This window comes from Ureaplasma urealyticum serovar 8 str. ATCC 27618, assembly GCF_000169535.1.
Classification (GTDB): domain Bacteria; phylum Bacillota_I; class Bacilli_A; order Mycoplasmatales; family Mycoplasmoidaceae; genus Ureaplasma; species Ureaplasma urealyticum.
Window position 1 is genome coordinate 43,649 of record NZ_AAYN02000002.1, and the last position, 18,616, is coordinate 62,264.

The window sequence follows — 18,616 nt, forward strand, 5'->3', positions numbered from 1 at the left end:
GAGGTTCAATAATGTCAATTAAATTGAAAGACATAATTTATGCTAAAAGAGGAAGCACTATTACGTCTAATGAATTTAAAATAAATCCTGGTTCATATCCATTAATATCTGCAAGCGCTCAAAATAATGGAGTGTTTGGTTATATTAATTCTTATATGTATGAGGGTGGACACATAACCATTTCTATGAATGGTAACGCAGGTTGTGTTTTTTATCAAAAAGACAAATTTTCTGCTAATTCTGATGTACTAGTATTGAGTAATATTGATAATAAAATATCAAATAATAAGTTTATTTTTTATTGACTAAAAAAACACGAAAACACTAAGATAAAATCTTTATGTAAAGGAACTACTAGATTAAGACTAAGTAATGATGATGTTTTGAATTTAGAAATTAACTTACCACCAATAGAAGAGCAAAATGCAATAATTTCGATTATTGAACCAATAGAAAAAGTTATAAACAATATTAAAAATATAAAATTTAAAATAGAATCATTAGTTAATAAATATTTTGATTTCTTATATTCTAATTTAGAAGATTCAAATTTTAAAAAATATATTTTAGGAGATCTATTCACAATAAATAGAGGGCAAATAATTAATTCTAAATATATAGAAAGCAATATAGGATCATATCCTGTCATTTCATCAAACACAAAAAATAATGGAGTGTTTGGTTACATTAATTCCTACATGTATGATGGTGAATTTATTACAATAAGTGCTGATGGGGCTTATGCTGGAACTGTATTTTTACAAAATGGAAGGTTTTCTATAACAAACGTTTGCTTTATATTAATAAAAAACAATGATATTGATTTTAAATTTAGCAATAAATTTGTTTATTACATTCTTAAAAAAGAACAAGAAGTAAATAAACTTAAGTCGCAAGTTGGTTCTTCTAGACCTGCTGTACGAGAATATTCGCTAAAAGAAATTAAAATTAATCTACCAAATATAGAAATTCAAGAAAAATTTTCTAAAATTGTTGAACCATTATTAAATTTGTCTACAAAAGCTAATAAAATTGAAAAAATTTTAAATGATTCTTTATTAAAAATTACTAAAAAACTAATAGTTTAAATTTTATTAGTCACAATAATTTAGTACTTAATCCAAAATTTTAATAACAATATTAGTAGTATAATGACTTGTAAATAATACAAGGAGATTTTGGTGTTGAATTTAAAACAATATTTAGGCGAAACTAATTTTTATGATAAGAAAGAAAAATTAGAAAAGAAGAAAATAAAATCATGACTAAAAAGCGTTTGTGCGTTTGCTAATGGTCAAGGTGGCAAATTAATATTTGGTGTAAATGAAAACAATGATATTTTAGGATTAGAAAATTATTTAAATGATTCTGAATTTATTAGTGAAACTATTAAAACAAAAATTGATAATATTCCAGAATTTGATATTGAAATTAATGAATACGAAAACAAAATTATTCTAATACTAACAATCTTTCCAGGAAGAAATCCACCATATTTTCTAGTTGATAATGGTTCAAAAACTCCATATAAAAGAGTTGGTAATCAAAGTGTAATTGCTTCACGCAATGATTTATTAAATTGATGTTTAAGAAGTCAAAATCGCACCTATGATTCATTAGTTTCGAATAAATTACTAAAAGATGTTAGTTTTTTAATGTTAAAAAACGAATATCAAAAACATACAGAAAATTTATGAGAAGATAAATTTTTAAAATCCTTTGAATTGATTGATAACAATAATTACTTAACAAATGCTGGAGCTTTATTTGCTGATGGATATCAAGTTTATCAATCACGAGTTTTTTTGTACTCGTTGAAATGGAAAGACTAAAACAAACGGTTTAATTGAAGCATTAGATGATGCAGAATTTGAAGGGAATTTACTATTTCTTTTAAATTCAAGTATAAATTTTATTAAAAGAAATAGTAAAAACATGTGAAGAAAAGGAGTTTTATATCGTATTCAATATCCTGAATATCCTATAAAAGCAGTGCAAGAAGTAATAGTTAATGCTTTAATTCATCGAAATTATTCAATTATTGGTAGTGAAGTACATATTGACATGTATGATGATAGATTAGAAGTATATTCTCCTGGTGGTATGTTTGATGGGAATTTTGTCCAAAATATCGACCCTTATAATGTATGATCAATTCGCCGTAATCCTATTTTAGCTGATTTATTTGCACGAATGAATTTAATGGAAAGAAGAGGTTCTGGTTTAAAAAATATTTTAGAAATTTATGCATCTAAAGAAAATTATCGAGAAGATTTAAAACCGGAGTTTCGTTCAACTGAATCTGCTTTCTTTGTTGTTTTAAAAAATTTAAATTATCAAGAGCAAAATATATCAAAAAATGAAAATCAAAAAATATCCCCTAGCCAAAGACGTCAAAAAATCATAGAATTTATCCAACAAAATCCAAAAACAACAGCTTATGAATTAACGAAAGTATTTTTTGTTTCAATTAATACTATTGAACGTGATCTAGCTAAATTAGTACATGATGGATATGTTGAATTTGTGGGATCATCAAAAAATGGTGAATGAAAAATTAAAACTAATCAATAAATCACGTTGTTAAAAAAATTTCTCTTCTTTAATCTTGTTATAATTCTTAGTTAGTAATAGTTTAGGTGGTTAAACGTGAAAAAATATGATGTAATTGTCATTGGTGCTGGACACGCAGGATTAGAAGCAGCTTTTGCAACTTCTAATCTTAATTTACAAACAGCATTAATTACATTAGATGAAAAAGGGATTGGGATGATGCCATGCAATCCTTCAATAGGAGGGCCGGCTAAAGGAATTGTTACGCGTGAAATTGATGCCCTTGGTGGTATTCAAGGTAAAGCAGCTGATGCTACAACAATGCAAATGAAAATCTTAAATTCATCAAAAGGACCTGGTGTTTGAGCGATTCGTGCACAAATTGATAAAATTGCTTACCAACGATGATTTAAGCAGCAAATTAAACAACAAAAAAATTTAGATTTAATCATTGCTGAGGTTAGTGATCTATTAGTAGAAAATAACATTGTTAAAGGTGTTATTTTAAGTGATCAAAAAATCATCCAAGCTGATTATGTAATTATTACAACAGGAACTTATTTAAAATCAATTACTCATCGTGGTTCGGTTTGTGTTGATGAAGGAGCAGATGGTACAAAAAATGCTAAATTTTTAAGTGATGTATTAGTGAAATTAGGATTTGAGTTAATTCGTTTAAAAACAGGGACCCCTGCAAGAATTAAAAAAGATTCGATTGATTTTACAAATATGGTTCTTGAACCTGGTACAAATCAAAAAATTGCTTTTAGTCACTATCACCCTGTTTATAAACCTTATGACAAACAACTTCCTTGTCATATTATTTATACAAACGAACAAACTCACCAAATTATTCGAGAAAATTTAAATAAATCAGCAATGTATGGGGGTATGATTTCTGGAATTGGGCCACGTTATTGCCCTTCAATTGAAGATAAAATTGTTAAATTTAGTGAAAAACCGCGCCACCAAATTTTTGTTGAACCAGAATCATATGAATTAGATTCAATGTACTTGGGTGGTTTTTCAACTTCAATGCCAATTGATGTTCAAGAAAAAATGATTCGTAGTTTACCTGGATTAGAAGATTGTGAAATCTTAAAATATGCTTATGCTATTGAATATGATGCTATTGATCCAACCCAACTATATCCTAGTTTAGAATCAAAATTAGTTAATAATTTATTTTTTGCTGGACAAATTAATGGAACTAGTGGCTATGAAGAAGCAGCGGCCCAAGGATTAATGGCTGCAATTAATGTTAGTCAAAAACATAAAAATAAAGAACCAATTGTTTTAGGTCGTGACCAAGCTTATATTGGTGTGATGATCGATGATATTGTTACTAAAGGTGTTGTTGAACCATATCGTTTACTAACAAGCCGTGCTGAACATCGTTTAGCTTTAAGAAATGATAATGCTGATGATCGATTAATGAAAATTGGTTTTGAAATTGGTTTATTAAAACCAGAAGTATATGATCAATACTTAAATAATTTAAAACAAATTAATGAAGTTTTAAATTGATTAAAAACAACAACTGTAGGACAAATTGATGATTTAAAGTTTACGACTTTAAAGACAAATAGTTACTTAATTGATTATTTAAAGCGTCCTGAAGTTAAATTAAATGATTTATTAATTTATTGCCCAATAAAAATTGAAGATGAACAAATTATCAATAAGGTACAAATTCAAGTTAAATTTGAAGGTTATATCAAAAACCAAGAAGAAAACTTAAAACAATTAAAACGGTTAAATAATATTAAACTTCATGGAATTGTTGATTATAAAGAAGTGCCAAATATTTCTTTAGAAACAATTGATAAATTAAATAAGATTAAACCTCTTGATCTTGAACAGGCAAGTCGGATTAGCGGGGTTAATTTAACAGACATTGCAATGATTAAATATTATTTAGAAAGAATTAAAAATGACTAGAAAAGATTTTTTTAATGTTTTAACTAGATATTTTCCTTGAGTTGATGAACAAACTTTTATAAGTTTTGAAAAATATAAAACAATCATTCAAAAATATAATCAAATTTTTAATTTGACAAGACTTGATAGTGATGATAAGATTTACCAAAATTTCTTTTTAGATTCGCTTGCACCTTATAAAGAACTAGATTTTTTTACACAAAATACTAATCTTAAATTAATTGATATTGGTTCTGGTTCTGGAATTCCAGGGGTTGTTTTAAAGATTATTTTTAAAAATTTAAATCTAACATTATTAGAAGCTAATCAAAAACGATGTGAATTTCTTAAAATATTAACTCAAGAATTAGGTTTAAATGATGTCTTAATTTGAAATATGCGTGCTGAAGATTTAACACAATCGATGCGTGAATCTTTTGATGTTGCAACTTCAAGAGCTGTTGCATCATTAGATAAAATTTTAGAAATTTCAGCCGCATTTGTTAAAGTTAATGGTTATTTAATTCAACCAAAATCAATAAAATTTTATGAAGAAGAACTAAAAGCAAAAAATATTATAAAAACTTTGTATTTAGAAAGAATCGCTTTAAAAGATTTTTGAGAAAATGATTATCATCATTTAGTTGGTGTTTATTTAAAAAAACAAATCACTCCACTACAATTCCCTCGTCCTTGAAATCTAATTCTTAAAAAACCACTCTAATTATTTATAAAGGAGTTATATTATGAGTTCATTACCAGTTATTATTTTAGTAATTGGCATTTTTGGGTCTATTTTTCTAGTAATAGGATATATTCCCCAAGTAATTAAAGTTATCAAAACAAAACGAACAGATGGAATTTCATTAACATTTTTAATTTCTTTAAACATCGCTTGTTTTCTATTTGTAATATATAGTATATTAGTAATGATTTTTAACAAACATAATGGCATTCCTACTGCTTTACCATTATGTCTTGCAAACACCATAGTAGGAATTTTAGGTCTAGTTATTTTAATTTATAAAGTTAAAAACATTAAAAAAGCTAAATTATATTTAATGGATGAAAAGACATATTATGAAAAATATGTCTTAAATAATTTATAGTGTCTCCAATTAGTATTGAATTAATAATTCAAATAAGTATTGGATTAAGTGCTAGCCTAATTTTATTGTTTGCTTTCTTACCACAAACACTTTTAACCATTAAAACTAAAAATACTGCTGCATTAACAATTAGTATGTTTATTATTTGTTTTATTGCACGTTTATGTTTTAGTTTAAGTGCTATTCTAACAATTATCGTTTATATTCATAATCAGGATTATGGTTTATCTTTATACGCGCTTACACTTCCTGTTTTAATATGTCATGGTATTAATATGTTATTAAATTTAATTATTGCTTTTATAAAAATCAATAATGTTTATAAAGCCAAAATCCATAAAATGAATGAGAGTGAATATATTATTTTTGCTTATGCTCAAAAATTAAAGGAAAAAGTATCGATAAAAAAATAAATAATTTACACAATAAATTTACATAAATATTTATTTTATTTTTTGAAAAATTGTTCTTTTTTTTTTTTTGCTTTATAATTAAAAAACATTCAAGTTGACTATAAATTTGAGTATTTACACTTCATATTCAATGATGCAAAAAGCATTATTAGTTAGGAAAAATTTATGAAAAAGTTAAAATTAATCACTTTAAGTTTATCGCCTATTCCTATTGTCGCGATCATGGCTACAGCATGTAGTACAACAAAAAAAGAAAAAGAAGTAGATCATAAACAAGATGAATTAACTACTATAAATAGTAATTTACAATTAGAATATCCACAAAACAAAGATATAGAAACATCAGCAGCAATAAAGGAAGAAATAAAGCCTTTAAATTTGCCGTCTGGTGTTGTTTTTAGCATTAAAGAAATTAGTCCTAAAGCAGATGATGAAAGTACATTAATAGTTAAATACACCCTTAAAAAGGGAAACATAACTAAAGAATTTAAAAAAGAAATTAATGGATTTAAAAAAATTCGTAAAGATCAAAATATCTCTAATCTAAAAGACATGCATGATGATTTTAAAACAATTTTTAATAACATTAAATTAAAAGATACGTTCGATTTTAAACTAAAAGGCCTTTTTAACTCAAATTTTGGTGAATACGATAAATTATTACCCTCACAAATTATTAACAATTTTGCACAAGGTGTAGAAACTAGAATTAATACTAACCAAGATCGTTTAGGTATTGAAGTTATAGATGTTAGTTATCCAAACAGAAATTTTGGTTCTGCTAATCGTGAAGGTAATTTAAAAATGTCACTATTAGTAACTGATAAAAAAACAAAACAAGTTTTCATTAAATCAATAATTGCGTATGGTTTTAAAACTAATGCAATGGGTTTAGATGAGAATGGTTCAATTCCAGGTGGTGGTGCTGATCTTGTTAAACCTAAAGTTGATGAAAATAATTATTTTAATAAAACTCAATTAGAAAGATATGAAATTGATAATCAAGCTTATTTAAATGGTTTAAAAGGCCAACATATGGGTAAAACTTGACAACAAGTGCGTCCTGAACTTGGTGATAATGAACAAAAAATTAAAGAATTTGATGAAAAAGCTAAAGGTGTAAGTCAAGATGCTTATGCGTCTGCTGCTTATAAAGGTTTTACACTCCCAGTGTATGATAAAAATGGTGATTTTAAAGGTTTATCAATTAATGAAAGTAGTTATGGCCAAGCTCGTTCATGAGTTGATACAAGAGGTCGTGATGAATGAAAAACCACTGGTTTACCACGAACTTTACCAAACGAAAAATATCGTGATGAAGCTTTACAAACATTAGGGATTAGTTCTTTAACTTTAAAAGATGGAAAAAAAGATACTTGAGATAAGTCTTCAGGAACAACATGAATCTTAGATTATCAAAAAACAAATGATGATAAATATCCTACAAAATGATATTTTGCAACTAATTTACATGTTGCAGATACTATTACAGACAAAACAACTTCTATTGATTTAATGAAATTAATGGATAGCGTTAAAACTAAAACAACTTTACGTTTAAGTAATTTAGATGAAAATATTTATCGTTTTGGCCTTGCAAGTAAAAATAATGAATTTTTATTAAATCATGGTCTTAAAAAAATATATGATGGTCGAGATTTCTTAAAAACTAAACCTACAGAGTACTTAACAGAACAACAAAAAGAAAAATACAAAGATGCAGGCAGTTTTGTTGATTTTGCAGTTTTTGAATTAGATTTTGAACAATTAAAATTACTTAGTGTTTGAAACAATCAACTTAACTCAAATGGTGGTGTAATTACTAAATATGATCATTCTTCTGCACAAGATCTTGCAAAAATTATTACAAGTGATTATGCAAATCATAGTGATAAACAAATTAAATTCTTACCTAAATCATATTTAAATGATTATTCTAAAATTGATGTTCCTTTAAAATATAAACAAGAAGACGCTAAAACATGATTTAAAAAATACGATGAATTATTTGCTCTTGGATGACCTAATTCAACTAGAGATGGTTTTTTTGAACGTTATGTGGATGATGATCAAACTAAATATCGTACAACAGATAATTTCAGTTTATGAACAAATTCTGATTATCGTTTTTTTGGTAAACTAACAGAGCAAGAAGGTGGTCAACCTGCTTTCCCAACAGAACGAACTGAACGTGGTAATTACTTATCTTATGCGATTGGTTACCGTAGTTTTATCGATAAACCTGGTGTTTTAGATGCTTTTATTTCTGCTCCTCATACTGGTAATGATTTATATAAATCTCTTGATGGCAAAAAATATATTAATATGGGTTTGGAATATATGCCTAGACATTATGCGCCAGCAGGAGGCGCTTCTGGTTCAAGTGTGCGAAACCAAAACAATGAAATTGTAGGAATTTATCATGTAAGTAATGAATTTGCTAGCACCGGGTTAGCAACTGCTTTTCGATCTGAAGGTTATGATTATCAAGGATTATATGGAAATTATAATTTACCACAATATGATTTAATTTATGGCGGTGGAAAAGATCAAACCGAAAAGAAATCATACCGAGAAGCGATGAAGGATATATATCAAAATAACAATATTAAAACAGCATTGTTTCCAAATGGCTTTGACCAATATGATGAAAAGTTTAAATTTAATAACAATCAAAGTAAATAAAGGTTAGGTTTTAAATAATAAAATGAAATTTATTAAACGTAAAACAAAATTATTAACGATTACAATTGGTGCAGTTGCTGTTAGTTCAATCTTATTAGGAGGAATTTTTTATGGTACAAGTCAAAAAAGTCCCTCAAGTTTTGGTATTGCTTCTATTGATCAAAAAGAAAATTTTATTAATAAAGACAATTTAGATTACCAAAAAGCAAGACCATCAATTAAAGATAATAACTTAAAAGAAATTCCCAAACCAAAACCTCAGCCAAAACCTAAACCACAACCAACGCCATTTCCAGATCCCATCCCAACACCTCCAAAAAAAGAAGAACTAAAAAAACCAGAGATTAAACCAGAAGAACCTAAAAAGCCTGAAATTAAACCTGAACCAAAACCTCAGCCTATTCCTCAACCAACACCTCCTGTTGAAACTAAACCAAAAGAAGAATTATTACCACCCAGCCCACCACCTCCAAAAGAAGAACCAAAACCAGAACCAGATCCGCAACCACAGCCACAACAAGTTCCAAACAATAGTAATTCACGAATTATAGAAATTAATGGTGTAAGAGTGGAAGCTGAAGTTGAAGTCCCTCCCCCTCGTGATATTGCTGAATATGATAAACAAAATAATCTGGTTAACCCTAATCCATACATTAATGATAGTGTTGGTAAAATTAAAAACGTAAAGGTTACCGATGAATTGCGAAAAGCAACAGGTAAATTGGTCCAAGGAAATTTAGGACGTTGAGATTACAAACATTTAATTAATGATTTATTAACTCTTAAACCAGAGGAAATAGAAAAATATGTAAAAAACGATAAAAGCGGTTATTATGCAAAAGTTTGATATCGTTTTTCAAGATTATTTGAATCTGAAAATGTTGTTAATTTTTTAACTGAACAAGGTAAAAAAGAATATCCTGAAATGAAGTCTAAATTTGTTTCAAAAGACCATAAATATGCATGACTTTATCAACATCTAGATTTAACAAAATTTACACAATTATCAAATGAATCAGAAGCTTATTTAAAAGAGGGTTATACTCCTGATCCTGATAATGCATATGTTGATAAAGATGGAAAAATTAGTTCTCACGCATATTCACCTGCCAAAGGTTATAATTCGGTAACAAGTCGAATGGAAAATGATAATTGAAATCGGCGTGTTTTTGGTTATAAAAGTTGATATGGACGTACTCCTGGGAATTTAGTTGAAGGTAATTATCCTGGTTGAAAGAAAACAAATGTAACCCAAGAATTCCATCAATATGGCGTTAGCGATGGTGATGGAATTACAGTTAATAAATTAACTCGTGAAAAAACTGAAGATGGTCGTTTAAATGAAGGATATGTTGTTGATATTGATGCTGATAATCCACAAGGTTATGAAAAAACAAAAAAATTAATTCAAACTTTAAAAGAAAAAAATATCAATATCACAGGGTATAGAATTCATAATATGGGGAAATCAGATTCAAGTCAAAAATTTGTTGATATTCTAAAAACATTACCAAATCAATTGCCTTTATTAGAATTATTTTTCTCCGCTGGTTCGCATAATACCTCTTCATTAATCGCACTGAAGGATAAAAAAATTAAAGAATTAGGTTTATTCACACTAGGAAATTCATTGTTAGATGATTGATCAATTAATCCTAATGCCTTACGAAATGTTGAATGAATTAATTCAAACGATTATAATGTTTCATTTAATTATAAACAAGGTGCAGATATCGCTACTCGTATTACTTTTGATACTTTAGCTTTTGATGAAAGTGATTATAATGACAATGCATCTGACATTAAATCAAAATTAAAACAAATTAATGACGGTTTACGAATGGTTTATTGAACGAGAAATAATGAACCGATTTTTCAAGGTAGTTTTGGGCCTGGTTTAGATCCTGATCACAAAGAATCAGGTAACAGTTATCCACAAGGCTTAGATTTTAGTCGTGTCCCTCAAATTCGCTCATTACGAGGTTTAATATTTAAAGATGAACAAAAAACATCAAATAATAAAGATCGTAAATTACGAAGAATTAATTTTTACAATAACAGCACAACTTATAAAATGTCTATCGAAGACTTAAATGAAGCCGGATTTAACGAACATATTGTAAGTGGTGAACCTGGTGAAAAAAGTAAAATTACTTTTAGCAATGGTTCTGGTACAACTAAAATCCAAATTGATGGTGATCAAGAATTGTCAGCAAATGGAATTAGTAACTTATCAGCAATGTTTAATTTTGCTGAAAGTTTACAACGGACAATTGTTGTAAATAATACCAACTCAGCACTTGCAAATCAATTAAGAAATGCGGGATATAGTATTGAATCAACAACTGATGCCGGACTAATAGATATTTAATCTTTATTTAAAAATTTTGGATAAAAATATATGAAAAAAAATAAGTTAATTACTCTCGCTTTAATATTACCAATTACAATCTTAACTCCTATTATTATTGCTTCATGTACAAATAAAAGTAAAGTTAAAAAATCATCATCTTTAGATAATATTGCTTCAAATTTAAAATTAGAGTATTCTAATAATAAAGCTAATGCTCAAGCATCAAGTGTACAAAAAGATGAAATTAAAAAACCTCTAAATTTACCAAGTGATGTCATTTTTAGTATTAAAGATCTTTGTGTTAATCCTAAAGATCAAAGTGTATTAATTGTTAAATACACTTTAAAAAGGGGAAATGAAATTCAAGAGTATACTTATAAAATCAAAGGTTTTAAATCTATTTTTGAAAAAGATAAAATCGTTAATGATTTAAGTCAAGCAAATGAAGATTTTAGAAAAATTGTTGATAATATTAGGTTAAAAGATACATTTGATTTTAAACTAGTAGCTTTTCCTAATCAAAATTATGACCAATTATTACCATCACAAATTTATAAAAATTATTATCAAGGTATTGAAATTCAACAACACAAATATCAAAATGAATTAGATATTAAAATTATTAATTTTTTATATCCTGATGGTGATTTTGGTTCGGCAAATAAAAATGGTACTTTAAAATTATCATTAATGTTAACTGATAAAAAAAATAATCAAGTTTACTATAAACTTTTAGAGGTTTCTGGCTTTAAATCTAATCCCTATGGTGTTGATGAAAATGGAACAATTCCTGGAATTGGTACAGAACGTTTAAAACCTAAAAATCAAGACGATTATTTTTCAAAAACTCAATTGCAACGTTATGAAATTGATAATGAAGGATATCTTCAAATTTTAAAACGCCAAAATAATGATAAAAATTGAAAAGAGTTGCGCCCTGATTTAAATGCAACTGTTAGTGATATTAAACATTTTGATGAAAAAGCAAAAAACGTGGGTCAAGATTCTTATGAATCTGCTGCTTATAAAGGTTTTACATTACCTGTTTATGAAAGTGATGGCAAAATCAGTGGTTTAGCATTAGCAGGTAAAGATACACCAAAAGGGCCGTCATGAGTTGACGCAATTGGACGTAACCAATGACAAATTGGTGGTTTACCACGAACATTGCCAAATGAAAAATATCGACAAGAAGCAATGCAAACATTTAGTTTAGGAATTTTAAATAACGATCCGCACAAGAACAATACTTATAATAAAACTGCAGGTACAACATGAATTTTAGATTATCAAAAAACAAGTGATAATAAATATCCTACAAAATGATATTTTGCTACAAATTTACATGTTGCAGATGCGATAAATGAAAATACTTCATCGATTAATTTAATGCGATTAATGGATTCTGCACAAATTAAAACTACTTTTAGATTAAGTAATTTAGATGAGAATATTTATAATTTTGGTTTTCGAAGTAAAGAACATGGCAAAAATCTTTTAAACCATGGACTTAAAAAAATTTTTGATGGACGTGATTTTTTAAAAACAAAACCGGCTGAATATTTGATTAATTCACAAAAAGAAAAATATAAAGATGTTGGTAATTTTACAGATTTTGCTGTTTTTGAATTAGATTTTGAAAAATTAGAATTAGTTAATGTTTGAAAAAATTTTTTAGGTGAAAATAATGGGTTAGTAACAAAATATAATAATTACAATCCTCAAGAGTTGGCTAAAGTCATTACAAGTAATTATGCTAATAATGAAAATAACCAGATTAAATTCTTATCTAAATCATATTTAAGTGATTATTCTAAAATTGATGTTCCTTTAAAATATAGACAAGAAGACGCTAAAACATGATTTAAAAAATACGATGAATTATTTGCATTAGGTTGACCTAATTCAACAGAAGATTTCTTCTTTAAAGCTTATGTTGATGATGACCAATTAAAATACCGTACTCGCGATAATTTTAGTTTATGAACAAATTCTGATTACCGATTTTTTAATAATTTAACTCAACAAGAAGGTGGACAGCCTGCTTTTCCGCCAGAACGTACTGAACGAGGTAATTATTTATCTTATGCAATTGGATTTCGTAGTTTTATTCAAAAACCTGGAATAGTTGACGCATTTATTGCAGTTCCCCAAATTGGGAATAATTTATACACATCTAGTGATAATAAAAAATATATTAATATGGGACTAGAGTATTTACCCAAACATTTTGCACCAGCAGGTGGTGCTTCTGGAACAAGTGTACGCAATCAAAAAAATGAATTGGTTGCTATCTATCATGCTAAATATGATTCATCAAAAACAGGTCTAGCTGCTGCTTTTCGATCTGAAGGTTATGATTATCAAGGATTATATGGAAATTATAATTTACCACAATATGATTTAATTTATGGCGGTGGAAAAGATCAAACCGAAAAGAAATCATACCGAGAAGCGATGAAGGATATATATCAAAATAACAATATTAAAACAGCATTATTTCCTGATGGATTCGATAAGATTCCTGATGGATTCAAATTTAATAATAATTAAAAATAAATTATCTTTAATTGAAAGGATTGTTGGTATATGAAATTTATTAAACGTAAAACAAAATTATTAACGATTACAATTGGTGCAGTTGCTGTTAGTTCAATCTTATTAGGAGGAATTTTTTATGGTACAAGTCAAAAAAGTCCCTCAAGTTTTGGTATTGCTTCTGTTGATCAAAAAGAAAATTTTATTAATAAAGACAATTTAGATTACCAAAAAGCAAGACCATCAATTAAAGATAATAACTTAAAAGAAATTCCCAAACCAAAACCTCAGCCAAAACCAGAACCACAACCAACACCATTTCCAGATCCCATCCCAACACCTCCAAAAAAAGAAGAGTTAAAAAAACCAGAGATTAAACCAGAAGAGCTTAAAAAGCCTGAAATTAAACCAGAACCAATTCCTAAACCAAAACCTCAGCCTATTCCTCAACCAACACCTCCTGTTGAAACTAAACCAAAAGAAGAATTATTACCACCAAGCCCACCACCTCCAAAAGAAGAACCAAAACCAGAACCAGATCCACAACCACAACCACAACAAATTCCTAACCAAAGTACTGTTAGAAAAATTGAATTGAATGGTGTTTTAGTGGACGCTGAAGTTGAAGTTCCACCCCCTCGTCAAACTTTTAAATATGATCAGGATAATGGATTATCAAATCTTAATCCCTATACAAATATAAGTGTTGGGAAAATTAAAAAAGTTTTTGTAACAGATGAGTTGCGGCACAAATCAGCAGATTTAGTGCGCGGGAATTTAAAGCGTGGCGATTATCAAAGTTTAGTTAAAGATTTATTAGATCCAAATATAAAACCAGAGGAAATTGATAGTTATATCGCAATGGTTGATAAAAGTGGATATCACGCTAAATTATGAAGTAAATTTAAAAAACTATTTGATACAGACAATGTTGTTAATTTTCTAAATGAACAAGGTAAAAAAGAATATCCTAATATGAAAACAAAGTTTGTTTCTAATGCGCATAAGTATGCTTGGTTATATGCTCATTTAGATTTTTCAAAATTCACTAAACTTTCAGCTAATTCTGAAAAGTATTTACAAGAAGGCTTAACGCCTGATCCAGATAATTCATATGTTAATGAAAACGGCGAATTAGATTCATATGCTTATTCACCTGCTAAAGAATATAATACAGTAACAAGCCGTTTAGCAAATGATAATGCTAATCGAAGGGTATTTGGGTATAACGAATGATACAATCGTAGCCCAAATGGTTTAGCTAATGGTGATTATCCTGGTTGAAATAAATCAGATGCAACAGCTGAGTTCAAACAGTATGGCATTAAAGATGGTGATGGTATTAAAGTTTATAAACTAGAGCGCCAAAAACCACAAGAAGGTAAATTAAATACTGGATATATTGTTGATATTGATGCTGATAATCCTGATGGATACCAAAAAACAAAAGAATTAATTCAAAAATTAAATAATCAAAACAAAAAAATTACAGGATATCGAATTCGTAACATGGGGAAATCAGATTCAGGACAAAAGTTCTCTGATATTCTAAAAGCCTTACCAAATGAATTGCCATTGCTTGAATTGTTCTTTTCTGCTGGTTCACATAATACGTCAGCACTTTCTGCTCTTGAAACTAAACATATTAAAGAACTTGGGTTGTATACATTAGGTAATTCATTATTAGATGAATGATCAATTAATCCAAATGCGCTTCGAAAAGTAGAATGAATTAATTCTAATGATTATAATGTTTCGTCAGAATATAAACAAGGATCAGATATTGCTACACGAATTACTTTTGATACTCTTTCTTTTGATAAAAATGATTTCAATGATAATGCAAATGATCTTCGAACAAAATTAAAGCGTATTAATGATGGATTACGAATGGTTTATTGAACAAGAAATAATGAACCATTCTTTCAAGGTGGATTTGGTCCAGGATTAGATCCTGATCATAAAGAGGTGGGAAATAGTTATCCACAAGGCTTAGATTTTAGTCGTGTCCCTCAAATTCGCTCATTACGGGGCTTAATATTTAAAGACGAACAAAAAGCTTCAAACAATCGTGAACGTAAATTAAGAAGAGTTAATTTCTTTAATGATAAAGAAAATTATGAAATGTCAATTAATGATTTAAATGAAGCTGGTTTTAGTGAACATATTGTGACTAATGAACCAATGCCTCCTAAAAGTAAAATTACTTTTAGTAATGGTAATGCTACAAAACGTATTTACATTAAAGGTAATGGTAGTCTAACTGCAAGTGGTATTCAAAATTTAGCTACATTATTTAATCTAGCAGAAAGTTTAGATTCTAAATCTGTTGTTGTTGATTCTAATAATTCAGAATTAAAGTCACAATTAGAAGGTTTAGGATATAAAGTAAGTGATGCTTCTGACGCTAACTATATTGATATTTAATAGAAGGAATTATTATGAAAATTAAAAAACTTATTGCAAGCGTTAGTATAATCACACCAATTGTGTTTGTTTCAGCTTTAGCAGCGTCTTGTGTTAATAATAAACATGAAGATAAAAATATTGTGCATAATAGTAGTGACCATGGTAATAATAAAAAAAATAATTTTACTAATGATTTAAATCAAAATTTAACAACCCACGAATTTAAATCAAATTTAATAAGTACTTCCCAATTAGATAATATAGCCAAATTAATTAATTTTACTTATGAAAATAAAGCTAATACTTATTTAAAAAATATACTTATTAATCAATTAAAACATTCACCTATTCAAAATCAGGATTTTAAACTAGAAATTATAGGTTTATATCCTAAACAAAATTCCTTGCAGGATTTAATTATTTATTATAAGTTAACTAACCAAAAAACAAAGGAGATTAAAGGTTATTATTTTGAATTAAATGGTTTTAAAAAACCAGATAACACCATTTTTTCAAATCAATTAACGCCTGAGCTAAAAAAAATTATTGATACTATTCAATTCAAAAAAACTTTTGATCTCGCAATTAATAATCAACAAGTATTAAATTATGAAAATGTTTTACCTTCACAAATCAAAAATCAATTATTAATGGGTTTAAAAGTTATTCAAAAGGAGTATACAGACAAAATTAAACTAAGTGTACTTGATGTTTTGTTCATTAACGAAGGCGGACAAATTAACGCTAATAAGTTGGGAGCTTTTTCTTTATTATTAGAGGTTTTGGATCTTAAAAGTAAAAAAACTTTCCAAATTCTTATTCCTGTTGATAAATTTAAAACTAATCCTTATGGTGCTGATGAATATGATTTATTGCCAACGCAAGTTAATAACGGATTTGCACCAACTAGCTTAGCTCAAATTAATCAATACAATAATGCTGATCAACAAACACGTTATTTATATGATAATGAAAATTATTTAAAATCATTAAAAGCATATCAAAGAAATGTAAATTGATACCAAATACGCCAAGATTTAATTAATAATAAACAAAAAATTAATGAATTTGATCAAAAAGCACCACAAGTTTTTCAAGATAGTTATGAATCTGCTGCTCGTAAAGGTTTTACTTTACCAGTATATGATGAAGATGGTAAATACCAAGGTTTATCATTTAACGAAACTGAAATTGGAAAAAGTGTTTCGTGAGTTGATGCAATTGGAAAAGATCAATGGAAAATAAATGGTTTGGCTAGAACTTTGCCTAATGATATGTATAAGCAAATTGCTTTACAAACATTTGGCATTCAAATTCAAACACCAAATGGTAAACCACGCGAATCTGATATAGTAGCTGGAACAATGTGAATTATGGATTATCAAAAAAGAAATGATAATAAGTATCCTACTAAATGGTATTTTGGCACAAATTTACATGTTGCAGAAGCATTAAAATCAACAACAACAGTTTTTGGTATTAATAAGATAATGCCAACAGTTAAGACTAAAACTACTTTGGGTTTAGCGAACGCTGATGATAATATTTATCGTTTTAGTTTAGTTAGTAAAGATAATCAACCAAATATGGATAAACCTATTAGTAATGGTATTAAAACAATCTATGATGGTCGTGACTTCTTAAAATTAAATCCTAGTGACTTATTAACATCAAAATTGAAAAATAAATACCATAACCTACAAGAATTTGTTGATTTTGCTGTTTTTGAAATTGATTTTGAAAAAATAAAACTCGGCTCTGTAACGAAAAATTTTTATAGTGGATCAGATTGAAGTGTTGATAAATATAATAATTTAGATCCAAGTGAATTAGCTAAATTAATCACAAACGATTATGCACAAAAACCAAATGAACAAATAAAATTTTTATCAAAATCTTATTTAAATGATTATGCACGTATTAATGTACCTTTGGATTCAAAATACAATCAGGCTTTTGACACAAATAAATATGATGAATTATATGCTGTAGGTTGGCCAAGCTCTGCTTCTGATTATTTCTTAGACCCAATTAAAGATCAGAAACAATTTGAATCAAGACGTGAAAGTTATAGTTTATGAATTAATTCTAATTATCAATTTTATAATAAATTAAATCATAATCCTCCTTTGTTTCCTCTTACACAAATAAATCGTGGTGATTTCTTGTCATATAATATTGGTTATCGTAGTTTTACTAATAAACCTGGATTGCTTGATGCTTTTATTGCTAGTCCTATTACTGGTAAAACCATACATAAATCAACTGATAATCAAAATTATATTGGGTTTGGTTTAAATTATTTACCGATGCATTATTCTCCAATTGGGGGTTCATCAGGGACAAGTCTACGTAATCAAAAAAATGAATTAGTGGGAATTTGGCATGTTGGTAATGGCTTTGCCCAAACAGGTTTGGCTGTTGCTTTTCGATCTGAAGGCTATGATTATCATGGATTATATGGTAGTTATAACTTACCACAATATGATTTGATTTATGGTGGTGGAAAAGATCAAAAAACTTCCTATCGCCAAGCAATGATGGCGTTATATAAAAATAAAAATATTGCAACCGCTTTATTCCCTAATGGTTTTGGTGAAGATCAAATCCCTAGTGCTTTTAAATTTAAAAATTAA

The 18,616-nt window shown here is 27.8% G+C and carries 12 protein-coding genes; all 12 read left to right on the plus strand.

Going from position 1 to position 18,616, the window contains the following annotated elements; translation table 4 throughout:
- Nucleotides 1-11: 11 nt before the first annotated feature.
- The 12 genes from UUR8_RS00235 (at nt 12) to mip (UUR8_RS00285) (ending at nt 18,616) form a co-directional block, all read left to right on the plus strand.
- Nucleotides 12-1,088 carry a restriction endonuclease subunit S gene (locus UUR8_RS00235; protein WP_004025660.1) on the plus strand — a complete coding sequence of 359 codons (1,077 nt, stop codon included), beginning with the start codon at nt 12-14 and terminating at the stop codon, nt 1,086-1,088.
- A gap of 93 nt (nt 1,089-1,181) precedes the next feature.
- A complete protein-coding gene (locus UUR8_RS03910) occupies nt 1,182-1,832 on the plus strand; it encodes an AlbA family DNA-binding domain-containing protein (protein WP_456300592.1) in 651 nt (216 codons plus the stop codon).
- Entirely contained in the window at nt 1,774-2,574 is an 801-nt protein-coding gene (locus UUR8_RS03915) for an ATP-binding protein (RefSeq protein WP_232500117.1), read from the plus strand. Before UUR8_RS03910 ends, UUR8_RS03915 begins: the two co-directional genes overlap by 59 nt.
- Nucleotides 2,575-2,649: 75 nt before the next feature.
- On the plus strand, nt 2,650-4,494 hold the full coding sequence (gene mnmG, locus UUR8_RS00245) for a tRNA uridine-5-carboxymethylaminomethyl(34) synthesis enzyme MnmG (RefSeq protein ID WP_004025657.1): 1,845 nt from the start codon (nt 2,650-2,652) through the stop codon (nt 4,492-4,494).
- Nucleotides 4,487-5,197 (plus strand): 16S rRNA (guanine(527)-N(7))-methyltransferase RsmG, encoded by a 711-nt coding sequence (gene rsmG / locus UUR8_RS00250; RefSeq protein ID WP_004025991.1) that lies wholly within the window; start codon nt 4,487-4,489, stop codon nt 5,195-5,197. The genes mnmG and rsmG overlap by 8 nt, the downstream gene beginning before the upstream one ends.
- A gap of 22 nt (nt 5,198-5,219) precedes the next feature.
- Complete coding sequence (locus UUR8_RS00255; protein ID WP_004025823.1) at nt 5,220-5,582, plus strand: SemiSWEET family sugar transporter; 363 nt, start codon at nt 5,220-5,222, stop codon at nt 5,580-5,582.
- Complete coding sequence (locus tag UUR8_RS00260) at nt 5,582-5,995, plus strand: PQ-loop repeat-containing protein (protein ID WP_004027515.1); 414 nt, start codon at nt 5,582-5,584, stop codon at nt 5,993-5,995. Before UUR8_RS00255 ends, UUR8_RS00260 begins: the two co-directional genes overlap by 1 nt.
- A gap of 165 nt (nt 5,996-6,160) precedes the next feature.
- On the plus strand, nt 6,161-8,680 hold the full coding sequence (gene mip, locus UUR8_RS00265; protein WP_004025974.1) for an Ig-specific serine endopeptidase MIP: 2,520 nt from the start codon (nt 6,161-6,163) through the stop codon (nt 8,678-8,680).
- A 22-nt stretch (nt 8,681-8,702) separates the two neighbouring features.
- Nucleotides 8,703-11,051 carry a putative immunoglobulin-blocking virulence protein gene (locus tag UUR8_RS00270; protein ID WP_004026071.1) on the plus strand — a complete coding sequence of 783 codons (2,349 nt, stop codon included), beginning with the start codon at nt 8,703-8,705 and terminating at the stop codon, nt 11,049-11,051.
- A gap of 30 nt (nt 11,052-11,081) precedes the next feature.
- A complete protein-coding gene (gene mip, locus UUR8_RS00275; protein WP_004026166.1) occupies nt 11,082-13,586 on the plus strand; it encodes an Ig-specific serine endopeptidase MIP in 2,505 nt (834 codons plus the stop codon).
- Between the two features lie 36 nt (nt 13,587-13,622).
- Entirely contained in the window at nt 13,623-15,998 is a 2,376-nt protein-coding gene (locus tag UUR8_RS00280) for a putative immunoglobulin-blocking virulence protein (RefSeq protein ID WP_004025851.1), read from the plus strand.
- Nucleotides 15,999-16,012: 14 nt separating this feature from the next.
- Nucleotides 16,013-18,616 carry an Ig-specific serine endopeptidase MIP gene (mip, locus tag UUR8_RS00285; protein ID WP_004025575.1) on the plus strand — a complete coding sequence of 868 codons (2,604 nt, stop codon included), beginning with the start codon at nt 16,013-16,015 and terminating at the stop codon, nt 18,614-18,616.